This window comes from Streptomyces sp. OR43, assembly GCF_008042275.1.
GTDB lineage: Bacteria > Actinomycetota > Actinomycetes > Streptomycetales > Streptomycetaceae > Streptomyces.
Map to the genome: position 1 here is coordinate 418044 of NZ_RDBK01000043.1, position 18219 is coordinate 436262.

The window sequence follows — 18219 nt, forward strand, 5'->3', positions numbered from 1 at the left end:
GTCACTACGTGTGAATGTGACGTGCGAGCGGGGGCGCCGGAGCCGTCGAGGACGTTGCGGAAGGATCTCGATGCGGCAACGACGGACGGTGATCCGGCGGAATGTCAAGGTCAGGACACGATGTCCTTACGACTGAATCCCCGGAAGGCGAAGGCGAACAGGATCAGGGCATACGTCACCGAGATCGCCGCGCCCTTCGCCATGCCCGCCCACTCCAGATCGGGCTGGAGCGCGTCGGCCCACGCGAACTGCCAGTGGGCGGGCAGGAATTCGCGCCAGGAGCCGAGCGCGGTGACCGCGTCCAGCACATTGCCGACGATGGTCAGTCCGACCGCGCCGCCCACCGCGCCGAGCGGGGCGTCCGTCTTGGTCGACAGCCAGAACGCCAGCCCGGCGGTGACGAGTTGGGACACGAAGATGAAGGCGACGACGAGCGCGATCCTGGGCACCGTGTCCCCGGTCGCGAGCGCGCCGCCGGTAGGCAGTTCGAGCGGCCCCCAGCCGTACGCGGCGGCCCCGGCGGCCAGCGCGACGAGCGGCAGCAGCACCATCGCGGCGAGACTGAAGCCGAGCGCCACGACGAGCTTGCTCCACAGCAGCCTCGCCCGCGGCACGGGCGCGGCCAGCAGGTAGCGCAACGAGGACCAACTGGCCTCGGAGGCAACGGTGTCGCCGCAGAACAGCGCGACCGGAACCACGAGCAGGAAGCCGGCCGAGACGAACAGGCACGTCGCCGCGAAGTTCGCCGCGGACGCGGTCGCGGTGTCCATCAGCGTGACCCGGTCACCTCCCCCGGGACCACCGTCCGGCGTGCCGCCGATCGCGAACGCGACGATCAGGATGAACGGCAGCGCGCCCAGCACCCCGCCCATCAGCAGGGTGCGCCTCCTGCGCAGCTGGCGTACGGCCTCCACGCGCAGCGGAAGGGTGCGCCGGGCACGGTATCCGCGCGCCTCGGGAGCTTCGGCGACGTCGGCCGCTTCTGCTGCTTCTGCCGTGGCGATCATGCGGAGCCTCCGGAGATCAGGGTGAGGAACGCGTCCTCCAGGCGGCGGTGCGGCCCGACGCCGGTCAACGGCACGTCCAGGCGCACCAGTTCGGTGACGAGCTGTGGCGAGGTGGCGCCGTCGAGCCGGACGAGCAGCCCGTGCGTGTCGTCGGTGCGGACGGCGGAGCCGATGCCCGCGAGTGAGGCGATCTTCTCGACGAGCGGTTCGGTGATCTCCTCGGCGGAGGTGACCAGCACCATGTCGCCGGAGCCGGTGATCTCGGCGACGGGTCCGGCCTGGACGAGCCGGCCGCGGTCCATGACCACCAGGTGGGTGCAGGACTGCTCGACCTCGGACAGGAGATGGCTGGAGACGATGACGGTCCGGCCGCCGGCCGCGTACCGGATCATCACGTCGCGCATCTCGCGGATCTGGGGCGGGTCGAGCCCGTTGGTCGGCTCGTCGAGGATGAGGAGGTCCGGCATCCCGAGCATGGCCTGGGCGATGGCGAGGCGTTGCCGCATGCCCTGCGAGTACGTGCGGACGGCCCTGGCCAGTGCGTCGCCGAGCCCGGCGATCTCCAGGGCCTCCTCGATGTGCGAGTCCTCGGCGGGGCGCCCGGTCGCCTGCCAGTACAGCTCCAGGTTGGCGCGGCCCGACAGGTGCGGCAGGAAGCCGGCGCCTTCGACGAAGGACCCGACGCGGGACAGTACGGGCGCACCCGGCCGGATGGCCCGCCCGAAGACGCGGATCTCGCCGTCGTCGGGCGTGATGAGTCCCATGAGCATGCGCAGCGTGGTGGTCTTGCCGGCGCCGTTCGGCCCGAGCAGCCCGAGCACCTGGCCCTTCTCCACGCGGAACGACAGCTCCCTGACCGCGTACCGGTTGGCGGACTTGGCGTACTTCTTCGACAGGCCCGTGATCTGCAGCGGTACGTCGGTGAGTGCGGGGTCCGGGGCGGGGGTGGCGGTACGGCGCCGGGTGGAGAGCAGCAGGACCGCCGCGATCACGGCGGCGGCGGCCGGGAGGCCCCAGGTCCACCAGGGCAGCGTGGCCGCAGCCGTCTTCAGACCGGGCGCGGTGGGGACGGCCAGCGGACCGTCGAGGGAGACGGTGTACGTGGTCGGCGCGGCCGGGGACGCGTAGCCGAGGTCGGTGGCGGCCAGCACGAGGCGCAGGCGGTGTCCCGAGTCGATCTCGTGGTCGACGGCGGGCAGCGTCAGTTCGATGGGCTTGCCCTGCTGCGCGGGGGTGATCCGGTAGGGGGCGACGAGCTGGGAGGGCAGCACCTGCTGCTTCCCGTCCGGCGACACGTCGTACACCTTGCCGAACAGCACCGCGTCGCCCGCTCCCGCCTTCACGTTCACGCGGACGGTCGGTGAGCCGGTGACGCGCCGGGAGGCCGTCAGCGGGGCGGAGTCGAAGCGGGCGTACTGCCCGGGGAAGTCAAGGGAGAGTCCGACGCCGAGCGTGGACAGCTGGGCGAGGCCGCCGCCGACGCCCGGGACGGCGGAGATGGCGGGCGGGTTGGCTCCGGCGGGGTTGCTGAACTTCTGCGTGCCGCCGTTCAGCTCGACGCTCTCGGGGCCGCTGCGCAGCCCGGGGTAGGTATCGCCGCTCGCGCCGCGGGTGAGGGCGGCACCGTCGGTGGAGTCGATGCCGCCGGTACGGGTGACGCGGAAGGCGGGGCCGGTGGCGGCGCCCTTGTCGTCCTTCAGGTAGCGGTCGAACCAGTCGCTGACGCGCTTGTGCACCCGGTCGGTCTCCATGTCGCCTCCGTCGTGCCCGCCGGCGATCCAGTCGACGGAGACGGGTGCGCCGTTGGCGTCGATGGCCTTGGCCATGGCGTCGGCCTGGCCGAGCGGGAAGAGGGAGTCGGTCTGCCCCTGCACGATGAGCGCGGGCACCTTGATGCGGTCGGCGACGGCGCTCGGGGACCGTTCGGTGAGCAGGGCGCGGGCAGCGGCGTCCGGCTTGCCGCTGACGGCGACCCGCTCGTACATGTCGCAGAGCTGCTTCTCGAAGTTCCCGCAGCCGCCGCCCGTGGTGACGAAGATGCCGGCCCAGAGCTTCTTGAACACCCCGTCGGGGAAGAGCGCGTCGGCGAGGTTCCAGTAGGTGATCTCCGGGGCGATGGCGTCGACGCGCCGGTCGTACCCGGCGGCGAGGAGCGAGACGGCTCCGCCGTAGGAGGCCCCGGTGACGCCGACGCGTGGATCGCCCTTGCTGTCGAGCTGGACCTCGGGGCGGGCGGCGAGCCAGTCGATCAGCCGGGAGACGTCCTTGACCTCGCGGTCGGGCGCGTTGAGCGAGATCGTGCCGCCCGACTTACCGAAGCCGCGCGCGGACCAGGTCATGACGGCGTACCCGTCGGCGGCCAGCTGTTCGGCCTGCTCCCGCGTCTCGGCCTTGCTGCCGCCGAATCCGTGGCCGATGAGCACGGCGGGCCGGCGCTGTGTGCCGCCGGTGGTGAAGTACGAGGTGTCGACGGACACCCCGTCGACGCGCATCATCCGGTCCTGCCGGTGGACGGCCGGCGCGCTGTCGTCGGCCACGGCGGTCCAGGTGCCCGCCCCGGCCAGCACGACGAGCGCGGCGATGCCCGCCGCCCACCGGCCTCGGGAGCGGGGCAGCAGACGCCGCCACCTGGACGTACGCGCAATAGGGGTCTCCATGATGTCGAGCCTAAGCGGACCGCCGCCCCGCCTAGGCTGCCGTCAGGCGGAAGTGCCCGGCCTCCTCAAGGCGTACGGCGCTCCCCCGGCGTACTCCGCTCGCGGTATGCCCGCCGCGCGGCCCGGCCCGACCTCCGAAAGGCGTTCCATGGACAACCCGGTGGATATCCGGCGCGCCACGACCGTCGCCGAACTCGAAGCCGCCCAGCACCTCTACGACGGCCCGGCGCGCCCGGAGTGGGCGGCCCGCTTCCTCGCCGCGGACGGCCATCTGATGATGATCGCGTACGTGGCCGGCGTCCCGGCCGGCTTCGTGTCCGGCATCGAGATGCTGCACCCGGACAAGGGCGCGGAGATGTGCCTGTACGAACTCTCCGTCGACGCGCCCTACCGCCGGCGTGACATCGGCCGCGCCCTGACGCGGGCGCTGGCGGCGGTGGCCGAGGACCGGGGCTGCTACGACATGTGGGTGGGCGTGGACCTGGACAACGAGGCGGCGCAGGCGACGTACCGCTCGGCGGGGGCGGCGGACGACGGGCGCTTCGCGATGCTGACGTGGGGGTTCGGGGCGATGCCGCTGCGGGACGACGCTCTCGACCGGGCCGAGTGCTACATCCCTCTCGGTGTCGAGCGTGCGCAGAAGCAGTCGGACAACGGCTGGCCTGCCAGGTCTGGTCGCCGAGGAGGCGGTGGCGGGCAGGGCTGATCGTCGTGGTGGTCATGCTGGTTGCTCCGATCGCTCTCCGCGCGCAGGGGCGTCGGAGTGAGCGGGGTTCAGCCCTTGAGGCCGGACATGAGGTCGCGCATGTCGCTGATCATGGCGGCCTTGTAGGCGGACAGATCCGGCAGCTCCACGGCATCGTCGGGCGGCTGTCCGTTGTCACCCTCCCAGGTGTGGGAGGCCGAAAGTGCCAGGGAGAGGACCGCGCCGCCGTGCAGGACGCGCAGTTCCTGCTCCCCGTCTCCCAGGGAGAGCAGGTACGCCTTGTCGCCGAGCTCCGGCACCTCCTCCACCTCGGTCTCCGGTGCCACCCCGAAGCCGGTCGCGGTCCGCCCCGCCTCGAACTCGACGCGCGGGTCGGTCTTCTTGTGCAGCACGACCTTGACTGTGACGGTGTGGTCGATCGTCCAGCCGTTGTCCGACTGCTTCTGCGCACGCTCGACACCGAGAGGGATGTAGCACTCGGCCCGGTCGAGAGCGTCGTCCCGCAGCGGCATCGCCCCGAGCTCTCTCTCGGGCTGTCCCGGCGCGATCGCCGCCCCGAGCGACTTCAGTCCCACGGCCCCACAGGGATCCTGGCCCAACCGGTACCCGTGCATATCCGGCACCCCGTCACGCGATCCGTCCGCGAACAGCACCGCTCCCCACACGGCCGACGCCACCAGGGCCCCGCCGAGCGCCCACAGCCACCTGCTCCCGGGCCCGGACCTGGGCGCTCGCGGCGGGCGGTCTCCCGCGGCCTGCGGGCCGGAATGGACCAGCACTTCGCGTACGGCGGACGCCTCCTCGAACTCCCCCGCCATCTCCGGCTCGGAAATCATCCCGCTCCCCCTCGGCCGCCCGTCGCACCCCGCACCTCTGCACCATGATTCACTACTGCCCGCCCGCCGGGGGCCGTTCCCGGCCGGCCGACGTGCCGGGCCGGACCGACGCACCTGACGGCCTATCATGGGCGCCATGTCGGCCCCTGATCTGATCCGCATCGTGTCCCGCGACTCACCCATGGCCCTCGCCCAGGTCGAACGCGTCCGTGCCGAACTGGCAGCGCTCCACCCCGGCACCCACACCGAAGTCGTCCCGGTCAAGACGACGGGCGACAAGTGGATGGGCGACCTGAGCGCGGTCGAGGGCAAGGGCGCGTTCACCAAGGAGGTCGACCAGGCGCTGCTCGCCGGTGACGCCGACCTCGCGGTGCACTGTGTCAAGGACATCCCCGCCGACCGGCCCCTGCCCGCCGGGACGACCTTCGCGGCGTTCCTCAAGCGCGACGACATCCGGGACGCCCTGGTCCACCCGGCCGGAGTCCGCCTGGACCAGCTCCCGCCCGGCACCCGGATCGGCACCTCCTCGGTCCGCCGCTCGGCCCAACTGGCCGCGTCGCACCCGCATCTGGACTGCGTACCGATGCGCGGCAACGCGAACCGCAGGATGGAGAAGCTCGCCGCCGGGGAGGCCGACGCGCTGCTCCTGGCGGTGTCCGGCCTGGAGCGCATCGGCCGTACCGACGTGATCACCGAGATCCTGCCGCCGGAGGTCATGTGCCCGCCGATCGGCGCGGGCGTGCTGGCCCTTCAGTGCCGCGAGGGCGACGCCGAACTCATCGACCTGGTGAGCGCGCTCGGCGACCCCGCCACCCATCGCGAGACGACCGCCGAGCGGATGTTCCTCCACGTTCTGCAGGGCCACTGCAACTCGCCGATCGCCGGTTACGCACAGGTCGAGGGCAACGGGGAACTCTCCCTCCGGGCCAAGGTGTTCACCCCCGACGGCAAGACGGTGCTCAACGCCCACGAGTGGGCCGGCCGCCTCGACCCCGCCACCCTCGGCACCTCCGTGGCCGTGGCACTGCTGCGTCAGGGAGCGCGCGAACTGATCGACGGCATCGCTCACTGAGCGGGCGGGGCGGATTGATCCACTTCACGAGCTGAACGGCTTGGCCGCGCACCCTTGTGAGAAGCCCACGTCCACCACCCGCAAAGGCTGTGCGGGCTGCCCAAGTACCCTCTGCCGCTGGCGTGTTGGAATGACACCATGGCCGCTTCGACTGACGCACCCACGCGCCTGAGCCCACTCGAACTCGCACAACGCCTCCGCACCGAGATCGAGCGGATGAGAGACGAGGCGACGCGCCAGAGGAATCTCGCCCATCGCCGGGCCGACTTCTGGGCCAAGGCGGACATCGCCCTCGGCTTCCCCGCTGCCCTGCTCGCGGGCACGGCGGGTGCGGCAGGGCTGGCCTCGGCGGATGTACGCATTCCCGCCGCCCTCGCGGCCCTTGCCTCTGCCGGGTTCGCGGCGGGGGCGGGCTTCCTGCACAGCGACACCAGGCGCCGCGCCAACAAGCGGGCCCGGCACGCCTGGGCGTCGGTCGAGGCCGGGGCCATGGTGGCGCTGAACCAGGAACTCGTATCCAGCGAGGACCTGAGCGACCTGCTGGAACTACGCCAGGCTGCACTGGCCGCCTACGACGGCGAGGAGCCCCTGTCCGGGCCCTCGTGATCTCCGCCGCCGCGCGTCGGAGTGGCCTCTGGCCGTCGATGACGCGCTGCGCCGGGCGCGGGCGGCCTATCTCCGTCAGGGGTGCGTTGCGGCGGACCATGCGGGGTCCATCAGGCTCGCGGGATGACGATGACCGGGTGCACGAGTGATGTCTCGCGCACCCGGCCGTTGGCTGGGCGCCGGCAAGTGGTGAAGCTCAGTGGCACGTTGTGGAAGCGAGGGCCGGCTCGCTCGGAACGCGTGCGCTGTTCGCGGGTCGTCCTCTCTCAGGCGTGACTCGCCGGCCAGACTGAGCATGTCGGTGCGGCGTCCGCCCCAATACCTGCCAGGTGCGTGGCCCGCCCACTGCCACCTCGGCACTCTCGCGCGCGCAGAGTTACCAGGCGACGGCTCCGTTGTCGTCGAAGAAGCCGCCTCGGGGGCCGTCGTCGGGCAGGGTGGCGAGGCGAAGGGCGATCGCGGCGCCCTGCTCGGGTGTGCGTTCCCCGGCGAATCCGGTGAAGTCGGTTGCGACGTACCCGGGGCATGCCACGTTCACGATGATGTCCGTGTCAGCGAATCGGCGGGCGTACTGGGCTGTGACGCTGTTGAGCATCGACTTGGAGGGGGCGTAGGCGGCCATGACCGGGCCGGTCTGCAGCGTCAGTGAGCCCATGTTGCTGGACATGTTGACGACCCGGGGCGAGGCGGCACGGCTGAGCAGTGGGAGCATCGCGTTCGTCACCCGTACCACTCCGAACACATTCGTTTCCAGGACTGTGCGCAGGACGTCGAGGTCGAGGGTCGTGGGGTCCTGCGCCCCGTCCGCGAACCGGCCGGAAATTCCTGCGTTGTTGACGAGGACGTCGAGTCGCCCGGCCTCCTTCTCGATGCTCGTCGCCGCTGCGGCGGCACTGGCGTCGGAGGTGACATCGAGGGCGACTCCGAACGCATCCATGCCTGCCGCATGCAACCGCTGCACGGCCTCCTCGCGTCGGGTGTCGTCACGCGCCCCCACGGCTACGGTGAAGCCGAGGGCTCCGAGACCCTGAGCGATGGCGAAACCGATTCCCTTGTTCGCGCCGGTGACCAGCGCTGTCTTGGTGTTGTTCACGCTTCCCATGCTCGGCGCGCGGCGTCCGTTTCGTCCAATATCGATCAAGTACGCTGTGATACCTGGCGGGTATCAAAAGGTGGATAGGGCATGCGCGTGGACGACCTGGAGACCCGTGAGCTGCGGTACTTCGTCGCGGTGGCCGAGGAGCTGCACTTCGGGCGCGCGGCCCAGCGGCTCGGGATCGCGCAGCCGCCGCTGTCGCGCGCCATCCAGCAGCTGGAACGTCGGCTCGGGGTCCAGCTCCTGGCCCGGGACCGACGAGGGGTGGCCCTCACCGGCGCCGGCCGTGTCCTGCTGCGCGAAGCCCGGGTGGTCCTCGACGCGGTCGCGGCTGCCACGCGCCGGACGCGGCAGGCAGAGGATCTCCAGCGGCCACTGATCCTGGTGACGAAAGCCGGCGCGTCACACGAACTGCTGCAACGCCTCCTCGCCTCGTCGGCAGCCGACACCGATACGGCACCGGTCGAAGTCGTCCTGTGCGAGGTCGGTGAGCAGGCTCGGTTCCTGCGCAGCGGGCGCGCAGATGTGGCCCTCATGCACCGGCCGGTCGACGACCTGGCCGGGTTCGATACCGAAGACCTCTGCACCGAGGGCCAAGTCGCGCTTCTCCCGTCGGGACACCCGCTCGCCGCACGCCCCCAGCTCACCCTCGCGGATGTCGGCAACGTGCCGGACCTTCCCATCGCCCGATGGCCCCGGCTCGACGGCTCCTACCCCGACGGCCCAGGGCCGGAAGTGCACACCCAGTCACAACTCGCTCAGCTCGTCGCGCTCGGCAAGACCCTGCTCGTCATCCCTGCCTCCAGCCGCGCCTGGCAGTGGCCCGACCATGTCGCGGTGCCCGTCGTCGACGCCCCGGACATCACGACCGTGCTCGCATGGCCGGCCGGCCACCGCTCATCGGCCCTCGCCGCACTGGCCCGAGCCGCGGCCGGGCTTCGCAACACGCCACCGGCCGCGCCCACGCCCTGAACCTCCTCGCCGCCCGACTCCGCGGATGCCCTCGCGGATCGCCACCGTCCCGTCCGCGTACCGCCGTGCCGCCTCCCCGGCTCAGCCGGTCGCAGGGTACACCTCCATGTCGATACCCACCGCGGCGTACTCGTTGATCATGTACGTGCTCGCGCTGTCGTAGAGGCCGCGGTCCTTGCCCGTGCGGGCGTCGAGGATGACGCCGTCGGCGTCGGCGGTTGCGTAGACGGCTCCGTGGAAGGCGTTCTCGACCTCGGGCTTCTTCCGTGCGGGGTCGTCCTCCGAGATGGTCCAGAGCACCTCGCGGCTCTGGGCGTCGATGCCTCGTGCGGTCTCCTTGGTGTCGCAGACGACCACGGACCTCTGGTCGTGGAAGCAGTGGATGAAGCTGCCGTTGGGCGCGCTGGGGACGCGCTCGCCCGTACGGCTGTCGCGCAGCGTTCCCGCGACGAAGAAGCCGCCTCCCACCTGCTCGACCTCCACGCCGGCGCGGCCCTCCTCCTTCCAGCGCGGGGAGCCGTCCGTGAGCGCCAGGCCCGCGAGAGCGAGGTCCTCCTGCGGGGAGTGCCAGCCGTCGATCACCTGAAAGGTCGCCTCCTCGCTGAGCTGGGCACCGACGACGACGCCGCCGTCCAGCGCGGCGCCCGCGAAGCCGTCCTTCTGCCAGGTCACCTGGTGGCTCCTCAGGTCGACCGCGTAGGTGGTGGCGCTCTGGCCGCCGTCACTGCCGGCATCGTCCGTGCTGGTGAGGACCCTGACGGCCGCGGTTCCGCCCTCGGCGCCGATCACCGCCGGCTCCAGGTCGCTGACGGTCGCCCCCTTCGGCGCGGGCAGCCGGACCGTCCAGGACGCCTTGCCGCTGTCCGCGTCGACGGAACGCAGGTAGACGTCGGTCCGGTCGCGCTCGGTGCCCGAGCCCTTCGTGTAGTCGGCGTACGCGAAGAGGACGCCCGTGTGCCCGTCCTGCTCGGCGAGGACCGGGGAGATGGTCTGGTCGTCGCTCGGCACGCCCTCCTTGCCTGTGTACCAGTTCTTGCGGCCGAGAGGCGACGACCAGAGCTTCTGCCCGGAGTGGGTGTCGTAGGCATCGAGGGCCTCGGAGGTCCGGTGGTACAGCCTGGGCCCGTGCAGGGCGAACCCCCAGTCCTTGATGTCCTCGTCCACGGGCAGAGCGATCCCCTCACCGAACTTCGCCGGAGGATCGAACGCCTTCGGCTTCGCCGAGGCCGGCGGCCTGGCGCCGGAAGCCGCACCCGGGGCCCCTGCGTCCTCGTCGGTCCCGGACGCGCCGTCGGAACAGCCGGCCAAACCGGTCAGCACTGCCACGAGAGCCAGATGCATGATGTGCCGGTGCGTCGCTCGCACAGCGATCTCCCCCTTTTTTGGACAACTCCGCAGGATCGTAGTGGCGTTGTCCTCGCAGCGCGTGCGCTTAAACCGTGCTCCATGAGGTGAGGCGGACAAGTCGCCTGGAGCAGCACAGGTCTGCCGCGAGGCCGAGAAAGGCCAGGTAGTCGCGTCAGCCAGGACATGATGTGGGAGCGCACCGCTCGGGGCCGAGCAAAGCGCCCGGTCGCTCGAAAGCGTCGGCCGGCACAGGCAGATCACGCGGAAACCGCGCTCACGTCACTCTGTTCCCGGTGTCGACGGCGGTGCCGGGTACGGCCGTTCGCCCGGCAGGATCCCGGCCGCCTCATCTGCTTTGCCCGCCCTCGCCAGTTCGTGAATCTTCCGGGCGAGTGGGGTGACGTCACTGATCGACACCGTCCACTCGTCCGCGTACCGCCGCGACGCCTCCCCCGCGAGGCCCAACTGGAGCGAGCGGTACGGGAGCCGGTTCAGGTGCAGGTCGCGCTCGGGGTCCCACTGGACTCGGGCCGGGGCGTGGCGGAGGGTGCGCTGCCAGGTGGCGCGGTCGGGGTGCATGCCCCGCTCGTAGTGCGAGAGTTCGGCGTTGGCCAGCGCCCAGTCGAAGCCCTCGCGGGTGATCTCCACGGCCAGGACCGTCTCCTGGCCCTCCTTCAGCGCCCAGCCGCAGCGATACATCATCCACAGAAAGCTCGGCTTGATCCATGTCATGCGGTCTCGCTTCCAGGCCGGCGGGAAGCGGCCGTCACGGGCGGCGGGGAGGCCGAGGGCCGGGGTGTACGCCTGGTAGACGGTCACGGTCGTGTCGGTGTGGAGCGCGCGGATCTCGTGTTGAGGTGGGGTGGGAGCGGTCATGCCCTCATCCCAGCATCCGCCGCGGCCCGTCGGCGAACGGGTTTCGTACCTGGCCCGGTACTGACATTCGTCATACGGAGGTCGGTACACCCGGCTCTGCCGGGGACTGGGGTCCGACGGCCAGTCTTTACATATCGAGAGCGGGAGCCGCGAGGGCCCCGCCGATACGGGAGGAACCCGTCATGAGCAGCCCGGTCGCCACCGTCACCGCACCTGTTGCCGGCGTTCCGGCCGGTGCTCCCGCGTTCTCGCCGCGCAAGGCGCTGCTGGACAGCATGATGCCGCTGCTCGTGGATGTGGCGGTGCCGCTCGCCTCGTACTACCTGCTGAAGGCGGCGGGGATGGGCACGTTCGGTGCGCTGGCCTGGAGCAGCGTGGTGCCGGGTGTGCGGACCGTGTGGGGTGTGGTGCGCGACCGGCGGCTCAACGGGCTCGCGGCGCTGATGGTGACCGTCAACGCGGTGGGGCTGCTGCTGAGTCTGGTGGCCGGTGACCCGCGGCTGATGCTGCTGAAGGACAGCGGGGTCAGCAGCACGATCGGGCTGGTGGTCCTGGTGACCGCGCTGCGCGGGCGGCCGATGATGTCGGCGGCGCTCCGGCCGTGGCTGACGCGGGGCGAGGCGGCCAAGTCCGCGGTGTGGGCGCGGCTTTCGGCGGAGTCGGACGCGTTCCGGCGGGCCGAGACGCGGTTCTCCGTGGTGTGGGGTGCGGCGCTGCTGGGCGAGTGCGTGGTGCGGGCCGTGGGGGCGTACACCGTGCCGGTCGAGACGATGGTGTGGGCCGGGACCGTGGTCATGGTGGCCGCGATGGTGCTGGCGTTCGTCGTCTCGGGGCGCGTCGCGGTCGTCCCGATGGAGCGGATGATCGAGGAGGCGGCCGGCGCGGAGCGCGAAGCCGGTCGCTGACCTCGTCACGAACCGCTGCAGGGCCACTCCGGGGGAGTGGCCCTGCAGCGCTGTGCGGGGAGGGGCGACGGGTCAGTGGTTGCTGGGGAAGCCCAGGTCGACGCCGGCGGGGGCGTCCGCCGGGTCGGGCCAGCGGGTGGTGGTGACCTTGCCGCGGGTGTAGAAGTGCACGCCGTCGTTGCCGTAGATGTGGTGGTCGCCGAAGAGCGAGTCCTTCCAGCCACCGAAGGAGTGGTAGCCCACCGGCACCGGGATCGGGACGTTGATGCCGACCATGCCGGCCTCGATCTCCAGCTGGAAGCGGCGGGCGGCGCCGCCGTCGCGGGTGAAGATCGCGGTGCCGTTGCCGTACGGCGAGGCGTTCATCAGCGCGACGCCCTCCTCGTACGTGTCGACGCGCAGCACGCACAGGACCGGGCCGAAGATCTCGTCCTTGTACGCGTCCGAGTCGGTGGAGACGTTGTCGAGGAGGGAGAGGCCGATCCAGTGGCCGTCCTCGAAGCCCTCGACCGTGTGACCGGTGCCGTCGAGGACGACATCGGCCCCCTGGGCGGCCGCGCCCGTGACGTAGGAGGCGACCTTGTCGCGGTGGGCGGCGGTGATCAGCGGGCCCATCTCGGACGTGGGGTCGTTGCCGGGGCCGATCTTGATCTTCTCGGCGCGGTCCTTGATCCGGGCGACCAGGTCGTCGGCGACGGAGCCGACCGCGACGACGGCGGAGATCGCCATGCAGCGCTCACCCGCGGATCCGTACGCGGCGGAGACGGCGGCGTCGGCGGCGGCGTCGAGGTCCGCGTCCGGCAGGACCAGCATGTGGTTCTTCGCGCCGCCGAGTGCCTGGACGCGCTTGCCGTTGGCCGACGCGGTGGCGTGGATGTAGCGGGCGATCGGGGTCGAGCCGACGAAGGAGACGACCGAGACGTCCGGGTGGTTCAGCAGGCCGTCGACGGCGACCTTGTCACCGTGCAGGACGTTCAGGACGCCGTCCGGCAGACCGGCCTCGGAGGCCAGCTCGGCAAGGAGGTTGGCGGCCGACGGGTCTTTCTCGCTCGGCTTGAGCACGAACGTGTTGCCGCAGGCGACGGCCAGCGGGAACATCCACATCGGCACCATGGCCGGGAAGTTGAACGGCGTGATGCCGGCGACGACACCGATCGACTGGCGGATCGAGGAGACGTCCACCCGGTTGGAGACCTGGGTGGAGAGTTCGCCCTTGAGCTGCGTGGTGATCCCGCACGCCAGCTCGACGATCTCCAGACCGCGGGCGACCTCGCCGAGCGCGTCCGAGTGCACCTTGCCGTGCTCGGCGGTGATCAGCGCGGCGATCTCGTCGCGGTGGGCGTCCAGCAGCGCGCGGTAGCGGAACAGGATCGCGGTGCGGGCGGACAGCGACGAGGTGCCCCACGTCGCGTACGCGTCCTTCGCGGCGGCCACCGCGGCGTCGACCTCGTCCGAGGAGGCGAGCGCGACCTGGGTGGTGACGGCTCCGGTGGCCGGGTCGGTGACCGGGCCGTAGTTGCCCGACGCGCCCTCGACGGTCTTGCCACCGATCCAGTGGTTGACGGTCTTCATGCGGTGTCTCCTTCAGCGTGGGTGGCGGCGTCGGCCGGTGTGGCGTCGTCGTTCGTACTCTTCCCGTGCGGGGACCGGCGACGGGCAAAGTGGCCTTTTCGGCTATGCCAACATCCCACCACGCCCGTGCCGGAGGGGGGCCCGACACTGTGTCTGCCGTTTCGGTACCCGCGTAGACAGAAGGAGCACGGCCGGGGGCTGCGCAGGCTCGATGGCGCGGCCCGGCGGGGATACCTCCGGCGCCGCGGGCCGGCCGGTGCGGTTCCAGGCGGAAACCTCCGGCGCCGCGCAGGCCGGCGGGTGCGGTTCGACGGGATACCTCCGGCGCGGGGCCGTAGCGAGCGGGGAGCTTCGCTCGCACTTCGCTCCTGCCAGGGCGAAGCGGCCGCCTGCGCCGGAGGCGATCTGTGCATGGGCGTCACGCGGTACGTACGCGAAGGCGGCCCCCCGCTGAACACGCTCTTCCGGCCCAGCAGTTCAAAGATCTCATCTGAGATGTGCACCGTACAGCCACCGGTCAACGGCAGTACGGTCCACTCGCTCTCTCCGGTGACAAGTGTGTGAACTCCTTCCGGCTCCAGGTCCCGGCTGCCGTCCCGGGAGTGACGTGACGGCGGTACGCGGTGTTGTCCTCGACGAGAGGACGGAGCCCGCTGCCCCTGGCAGCCGGCCACCGTCACCGCATCGTTCGAGGAGTACCCCACCGTGATCCGTACGACTCCGTCGTTCCCCCGCCCGGCCCAGGGCTCGGCCCTGGCCGCGCTCGTCCTGGCCGCCGCGCTCGCCCTGGCACCCGGCGCCGCAGCCGAGGAGACCAACGCGACCCCGCCCGGCTCCAGCCCCGTCTGCGCCTTCTACGACGGGGACGGGCTGACCGTCTTCGGCGAACAGGGCGAGCGCGTCTCGCAGGTGCAGTGCATGCTCGCCAACCGGCGCTACCTGCCGTGGGAGGCGGTCGACGGCGTGTTCGGCGCCCGGACCCTCGTGGCCGTCCAGCGCTTCCAGGCCGACCACCCGCCGCTCGTCCCGGACGGCCTCGTCGGCCCGCGGACCTGGTCGGCGCTCTGGCACGCCTGACGGTCGGGGTGGGCCCGGGGTCTGTGCTGTGCCCACTGTGTCTCTTCTGTCTCAGCGGTGACCTGCCCGTCACGCATGTCTCCGTTACGCGGGTTTTCCGTCACAGCCGGTCGACAGGCCCACCCCACCTCCCGTCACCCTCGTTCACCGGCCAGAGGCTGAGTGATCGACCGCGTCCGTGCCGCAGCTCCCCCGACGGCCCTCCGGGCCACCGCCGCGGCGCAGCGCAGAGAGGTGGCACGCATGACGGACAGAAGGCTCTGGTCCTACAAGGACATCGCCGCGCACATCCGGGTGCAGCCGGACACCGTCCGCTCCTACCGCAAGCACGGTCTCCTGCCGGCTCCGGACCACGTGGAGGGCGGGAAGCCCTACTGGTACGCGGACACCGTCCGCGCCTGGGTCGCCGCCCGGCCGGGCAACCGGGGCCGGCGGGAATGACCACCCGCTCGCCCGCTCACCCGGTTGGCCCACGGCCCCGGGGACCACTCGCATTCATACCCCCTAGGGGTATATAGTCGAGAGTGTGGAGGCGCACCGGCCTTCCCGGAGTCCCCCTGGGCCCCAGCCGCCACATCCATTTGTGCTCGTCGAAGAGGAGAACACGATGACCGCCGAGACCCAGCTCCCCCAGGCGACCGGCTCCTGCTGCTCGCCCACCGGTTCCTGCCACGACAGCGCGGACACGGGCGCCGAGCAGGGCGGCGTGACCACCGTCTACCAGGTGACCGGCATGACCTGCGGGCACTGCGAGGGCGCGGTCTCCGAGGAGATCTTCGCCATCGAGGGTGTCACCTCGGTGAAGGCCGTGGCGTCCACGGGGCAGGTGACCGTGGTCTCCCAGGCCCTGCTGGACGACGAAGCGGTGCGCGCCGCGGTCGACGAGGCAGGTTACGAGCTCGCCGGCCGGGCCTGACCGCACCGGGATCCACAGCACCCGCATCACCCCTTCGCCGCCGGGCCGGGCCGACCAGCAGATACTGGTGGGGCACGGCCCGGTCGGCGTTTCAGGAGTTCGGACATGCACAGCGCAACAGATGTCGAGGCCGCGGCGGCGGAGAGCTCGCAGGCCGAGCTCACGATCGGCGGAATGACCTGCGCGTCCTGCGCGGCTCGCGTCGAGAAGAAGCTGAACCGGATGGACGGGGTCAGCGCCACCGTCAACTACGCGACGGAGAAGGCCCGGGTCTCCTACGGACCCGGAACCGGCCTCGCGGACCTGATCGCCACGGTCGAGAAGACCGGTTACACGGCGAAACCGGTACCGCGTCCGGCACCGAAGCCCGCGGCTCCGCCCGCCCCGGCAAGAGCGACCCCGGCACCAGCGCCCGTGCCCGCTACGGCACCGGCTACGGCCCCGGCACCCGCTACGGCTGCCGATACGGCCGCGGCTACGGACGGCGACACCGACGACGACGGCCCTGCCTCCGCTCTCGCCGTACTGCGCCAACGGCTCATCGTCTCAGCCGTCCTCGCCGCCCCCGTGGTGCTGCTCGCGATGGTCCCGGCCCTCCAGTTCGACAACTGGCAGTGGCTCTCCCTCACGCTGGCCGCCCCCGTCGTCATCTGGGGCGGGCTGCCCTTCCATCGCGCCACCTGGACCAACCTGCGCCACGGCGCGGCCACCATGGACACCCTGGTCTCGGTCGGGACCCTCGCCGCCTTCGGCTGGTCGCTCTGGGCCCTGTTCCTCGGCGACGCCGGAATGCCCGGCATGCGGCACGGCTTCGACTTCACGGTCTCCCGCGCCGACGGGGCCTCCACCATCTACCTGGAGGTCGCGGCCGGAGTCGTCACCTTCATCCTGCTGGGCCGCTACCTGGAGGCGAAGTCCAAGCGGAAGGCCGGTTCCGCTCTCCGCGCGCTGATGCACCTGGGCGCCAAGGACGTCGCGGTCCTGCGGGACGGTACGGAGGTACGCGTCCCTGTGGGCCGGCTCGCCGTCGGCGACCGCTTCGTCGTCCGACCCGGCGAGAAGGTCGCCACCGACGGCACCGTCGTCCAGGGCGCGTCGGCGGTGGACGCGTCGATGCTCACCGGCGAGTCCGTGCCCGTCGACGTGCGCCCCGGGGACTCCGTCACCGGCGCCACCGTGAACGTCTCCGGCCGGCTCGTCGTCGAGGCGACCCGGGTCGGCGCCGACACCCAGCTGGCCCGGATGGCCCGGCTCGTCGAGGACGCGCAGAACGGCAAGGCCGAGGTACAGCGGCTGGCCGACCGGATCTCGGCGGTGTTCGTCCCCGTGGTCCTGGTGATCGCCCTGGTCACCCTGGTCGTCTGGCTGCTGGTGACGGACGACGTGACGGCCTCGTTCACGGCCGCCGTCGCCGTACTGATCATCGCCTGCCCGTGCGCCCTCGGCCTCGCCACCCCGACCGCCCTGATGGTCGGCACCGGACGCGGCGCCCAGCTCGGCATCCTCATCAAGGGCCCCGAAGTCCTGGAGACCACCCGCCGCGTCGACACCATCGTCCTCGACAAGACCGGCACCGTCACCACCGGAAAGATGACCCTCCAGACCGTCCACACCGCCGACGGCACCACCGAGACCGACGTCCTGCGCCTGTCCGGAGCCCTGGAACACGCCTCCGAACACCCCATCGCCCAGGCCGTCGCCACCGGAGCCACCCACCGCACCGGCGCCGCACTCCCCACCCCCGAGAACTTCGCCAACGTCCCCGGACTCGGCGTCCAGGGCATCGTCGAGGGCCACACCGTCCTCGTCGGCCGTCCCCGGCTGCTCACCGACGCCGGAATCGGCATCCCCGGCCCCCTGGCCGCCGCGATGACGGCGGCGACCGCTCAGGGCCGTACCGCGATCGCGGTCGCCTGGGACGGCGAGGCACGCGGTGCCTTCGAAGTCGCCGACGCGGTCAAGGAGACCAGCGCGGCCGCGGTCGCCGATCTCCGCGCGCTCGGCCTGACCCCGATCCTGCTGACCGGCGACAACCGGGCGGTCGCGGAGTCCGTGGCCCGCGCCGTCGGGATCGACGAGGTCCGTGCCGAGGTACTCCCCGAGGAGAAAGCGCACGTCATCGAGCGCCTCCAGGCAGAGGGGCGTTCGGTCGCCATGGTCGGTGACGGGGTCAACGACGCCGCGGCACTGGCCACCGCCTATCTCGGTCTGGCGATGGGCACGGGTACGGACGCCGCGATCGAGGCGAGCGATCTGACGCTCGTTCGTGGAGATCTCAAGGTGGCAGCCGATGCCATCCGGCTCTCCCGACGCACCCTGGCCACCATCAGGGGCAACCTTTTCTGGGCATTCGGCTACAACGTTGCCGCTCTACCCCTTGCGGCATTTGGCCTGCTCAACCCTATGATTGCGGGAGCGGCGATGGCCTTCTCCTCGGTCTTCGTCGTGACGAACAGCCTGCGCCTGCGGTCCTTCACGTAATTTCCACAAAGAGACTTAGATCACACCGGTTCAGGGGTAACCATTCGGTGGGTTCGCGAGTCTAAGAGTGCGATGCCAAAGGATGTCTTGGGG

The 18219-nt window shown here is 71.3% G+C and carries 15 protein-coding genes and 2 pseudogenes; 9 read left to right on the plus strand and 8 right to left on the minus strand.

The window, feature by feature from the left end; genetic code table 11:
* Nucleotides 1-110 precede the first annotated feature (110 nt).
* On the minus strand, nucleotides 111-1007 hold the full coding sequence (locus EAO72_RS20245; protein WP_148018742.1) for an ABC transporter permease: 897 nt from the start codon (nucleotides 1005-1007) through the stop codon (nucleotides 111-113).
* Nucleotides 1004-3664 carry an alpha/beta fold hydrolase gene (locus tag EAO72_RS20250; protein WP_148018743.1) on the minus strand — a complete coding sequence of 887 codons (2661 nt, stop codon included), beginning with the start codon at nucleotides 3662-3664 and terminating at the stop codon, nucleotides 1004-1006. The genes EAO72_RS20245 and EAO72_RS20250 overlap by 4 nt, the downstream gene beginning before the upstream one ends.
* Nucleotides 3665-3824: 160 nt before the next feature.
* Between EAO72_RS20250 and EAO72_RS20255 the strand changes: the two are divergent.
* Nucleotides 3825-4232 (plus strand): annotated as a pseudogene (locus EAO72_RS20255) (GNAT family N-acetyltransferase); the annotation flags it as partial.
* A 206-nt stretch (nucleotides 4233-4438) separates the two neighbouring features.
* Here EAO72_RS20255 and EAO72_RS20260 read toward each other — a convergent pair.
* Nucleotides 4439-5206: a hypothetical protein gene (locus EAO72_RS20260; protein WP_148018744.1), complete on the minus strand. Its 768-nt coding sequence runs from the start codon at nucleotides 5204-5206 to the stop codon at nucleotides 4439-4441.
* Nucleotides 5207-5342: 136 nt separating this feature from the next.
* Here EAO72_RS20260 and hemC point away from each other — a divergent pair, with 136 nt between their 5' ends.
* Together hemC and EAO72_RS20270 are read left to right on the plus strand one after the other, a co-directional pair.
* Nucleotides 5343-6278 carry a hydroxymethylbilane synthase gene (gene hemC / locus EAO72_RS20265; protein ID WP_148018745.1) on the plus strand — a complete coding sequence of 312 codons (936 nt, stop codon included), beginning with the start codon at nucleotides 5343-5345 and terminating at the stop codon, nucleotides 6276-6278.
* 138 nt (nucleotides 6279-6416) lie between these two features.
* On the plus strand, nucleotides 6417-6884 hold the full coding sequence (locus EAO72_RS20270) for a hypothetical protein (protein ID WP_261991584.1): 468 nt from the start codon (nucleotides 6417-6419) through the stop codon (nucleotides 6882-6884).
* A 376-nt stretch (nucleotides 6885-7260) separates the two neighbouring features.
* Here the strand turns inward: EAO72_RS20270 and EAO72_RS20275 are convergent, their stop codons facing one another.
* Nucleotides 7261-7986 carry an SDR family oxidoreductase gene (locus EAO72_RS20275; protein WP_148018746.1) on the minus strand — a complete coding sequence of 242 codons (726 nt, stop codon included), beginning with the start codon at nucleotides 7984-7986 and terminating at the stop codon, nucleotides 7261-7263.
* A gap of 81 nt (nucleotides 7987-8067) precedes the next feature.
* On the opposite strand from EAO72_RS20275, the gene EAO72_RS20280 reads away from it, so the two are divergent.
* On the plus strand, nucleotides 8068-8952 hold the full coding sequence (locus EAO72_RS20280) for a LysR family transcriptional regulator (protein ID WP_222724115.1): 885 nt from the start codon (nucleotides 8068-8070) through the stop codon (nucleotides 8950-8952).
* Between the two features lie 81 nt (nucleotides 8953-9033).
* Here the strand turns inward: EAO72_RS20280 and EAO72_RS20285 are convergent, their stop codons facing one another.
* A complete protein-coding gene (locus tag EAO72_RS20285) occupies nucleotides 9034-10317 on the minus strand; it encodes a PQQ-binding-like beta-propeller repeat protein (protein ID WP_148018747.1) in 1284 nt (427 codons plus the stop codon).
* A gap of 261 nt (nucleotides 10318-10578) precedes the next feature.
* Nucleotides 10579-11175, minus strand: coding sequence for a DUF4291 domain-containing protein (locus tag EAO72_RS20290; RefSeq protein WP_148018748.1), 597 nt, complete (start codon nucleotides 11173-11175; stop codon nucleotides 10579-10581).
* A gap of 182 nt (nucleotides 11176-11357) precedes the next feature.
* Between EAO72_RS20290 and EAO72_RS20295 the strand changes: the two genes are divergently transcribed.
* Nucleotides 11358-12080: a VC0807 family protein gene (locus EAO72_RS20295; protein ID WP_148018749.1), complete on the plus strand. Its 723-nt coding sequence runs from the start codon at nucleotides 11358-11360 to the stop codon at nucleotides 12078-12080.
* Nucleotides 12081-12152: 72 nt separating this feature from the next.
* Here EAO72_RS20295 and EAO72_RS20300 read toward each other — a convergent pair whose 3' ends face one another.
* Nucleotides 12153-13652 (minus strand): CoA-acylating methylmalonate-semialdehyde dehydrogenase, encoded by a 1500-nt coding sequence (locus EAO72_RS20300; protein ID WP_148018750.1) that lies wholly within the window; start codon nucleotides 13650-13652, stop codon nucleotides 12153-12155.
* Between the two features lie 277 nt (nucleotides 13653-13929).
* Nucleotides 13930-14332: pseudogene (locus EAO72_RS20305) on the minus strand (5-deoxy-glucuronate isomerase); the annotation flags it as partial.
* 25 nt (nucleotides 14333-14357) lie between these two features.
* Between EAO72_RS20305 and EAO72_RS20310 the strand changes: the two are divergent.
* From EAO72_RS20310 to EAO72_RS20325, 4 genes are all read left to right on the plus strand, one after another.
* Nucleotides 14358-14729: a peptidoglycan-binding domain-containing protein gene (locus EAO72_RS20310; protein WP_148018751.1), complete on the plus strand. Its 372-nt coding sequence runs from the start codon at nucleotides 14358-14360 to the stop codon at nucleotides 14727-14729.
* Between the two features lie 243 nt (nucleotides 14730-14972).
* Complete coding sequence (locus EAO72_RS20315; RefSeq protein WP_148018752.1) at nucleotides 14973-15170, plus strand: helix-turn-helix transcriptional regulator; 198 nt, start codon at nucleotides 14973-14975, stop codon at nucleotides 15168-15170.
* Nucleotides 15171-15336: 166 nt separating this feature from the next.
* Nucleotides 15337-15645: a heavy-metal-associated domain-containing protein gene (locus EAO72_RS20320; RefSeq protein WP_187285146.1), complete on the plus strand. Its 309-nt coding sequence runs from the start codon at nucleotides 15337-15339 to the stop codon at nucleotides 15643-15645.
* A gap of 105 nt (nucleotides 15646-15750) precedes the next feature.
* Nucleotides 15751-18126: a heavy metal translocating P-type ATPase gene (locus EAO72_RS20325; protein WP_148018754.1), complete on the plus strand. Its 2376-nt coding sequence runs from the start codon at nucleotides 15751-15753 to the stop codon at nucleotides 18124-18126.
* Nucleotides 18127-18219: the final 93 nt, after the last annotated feature.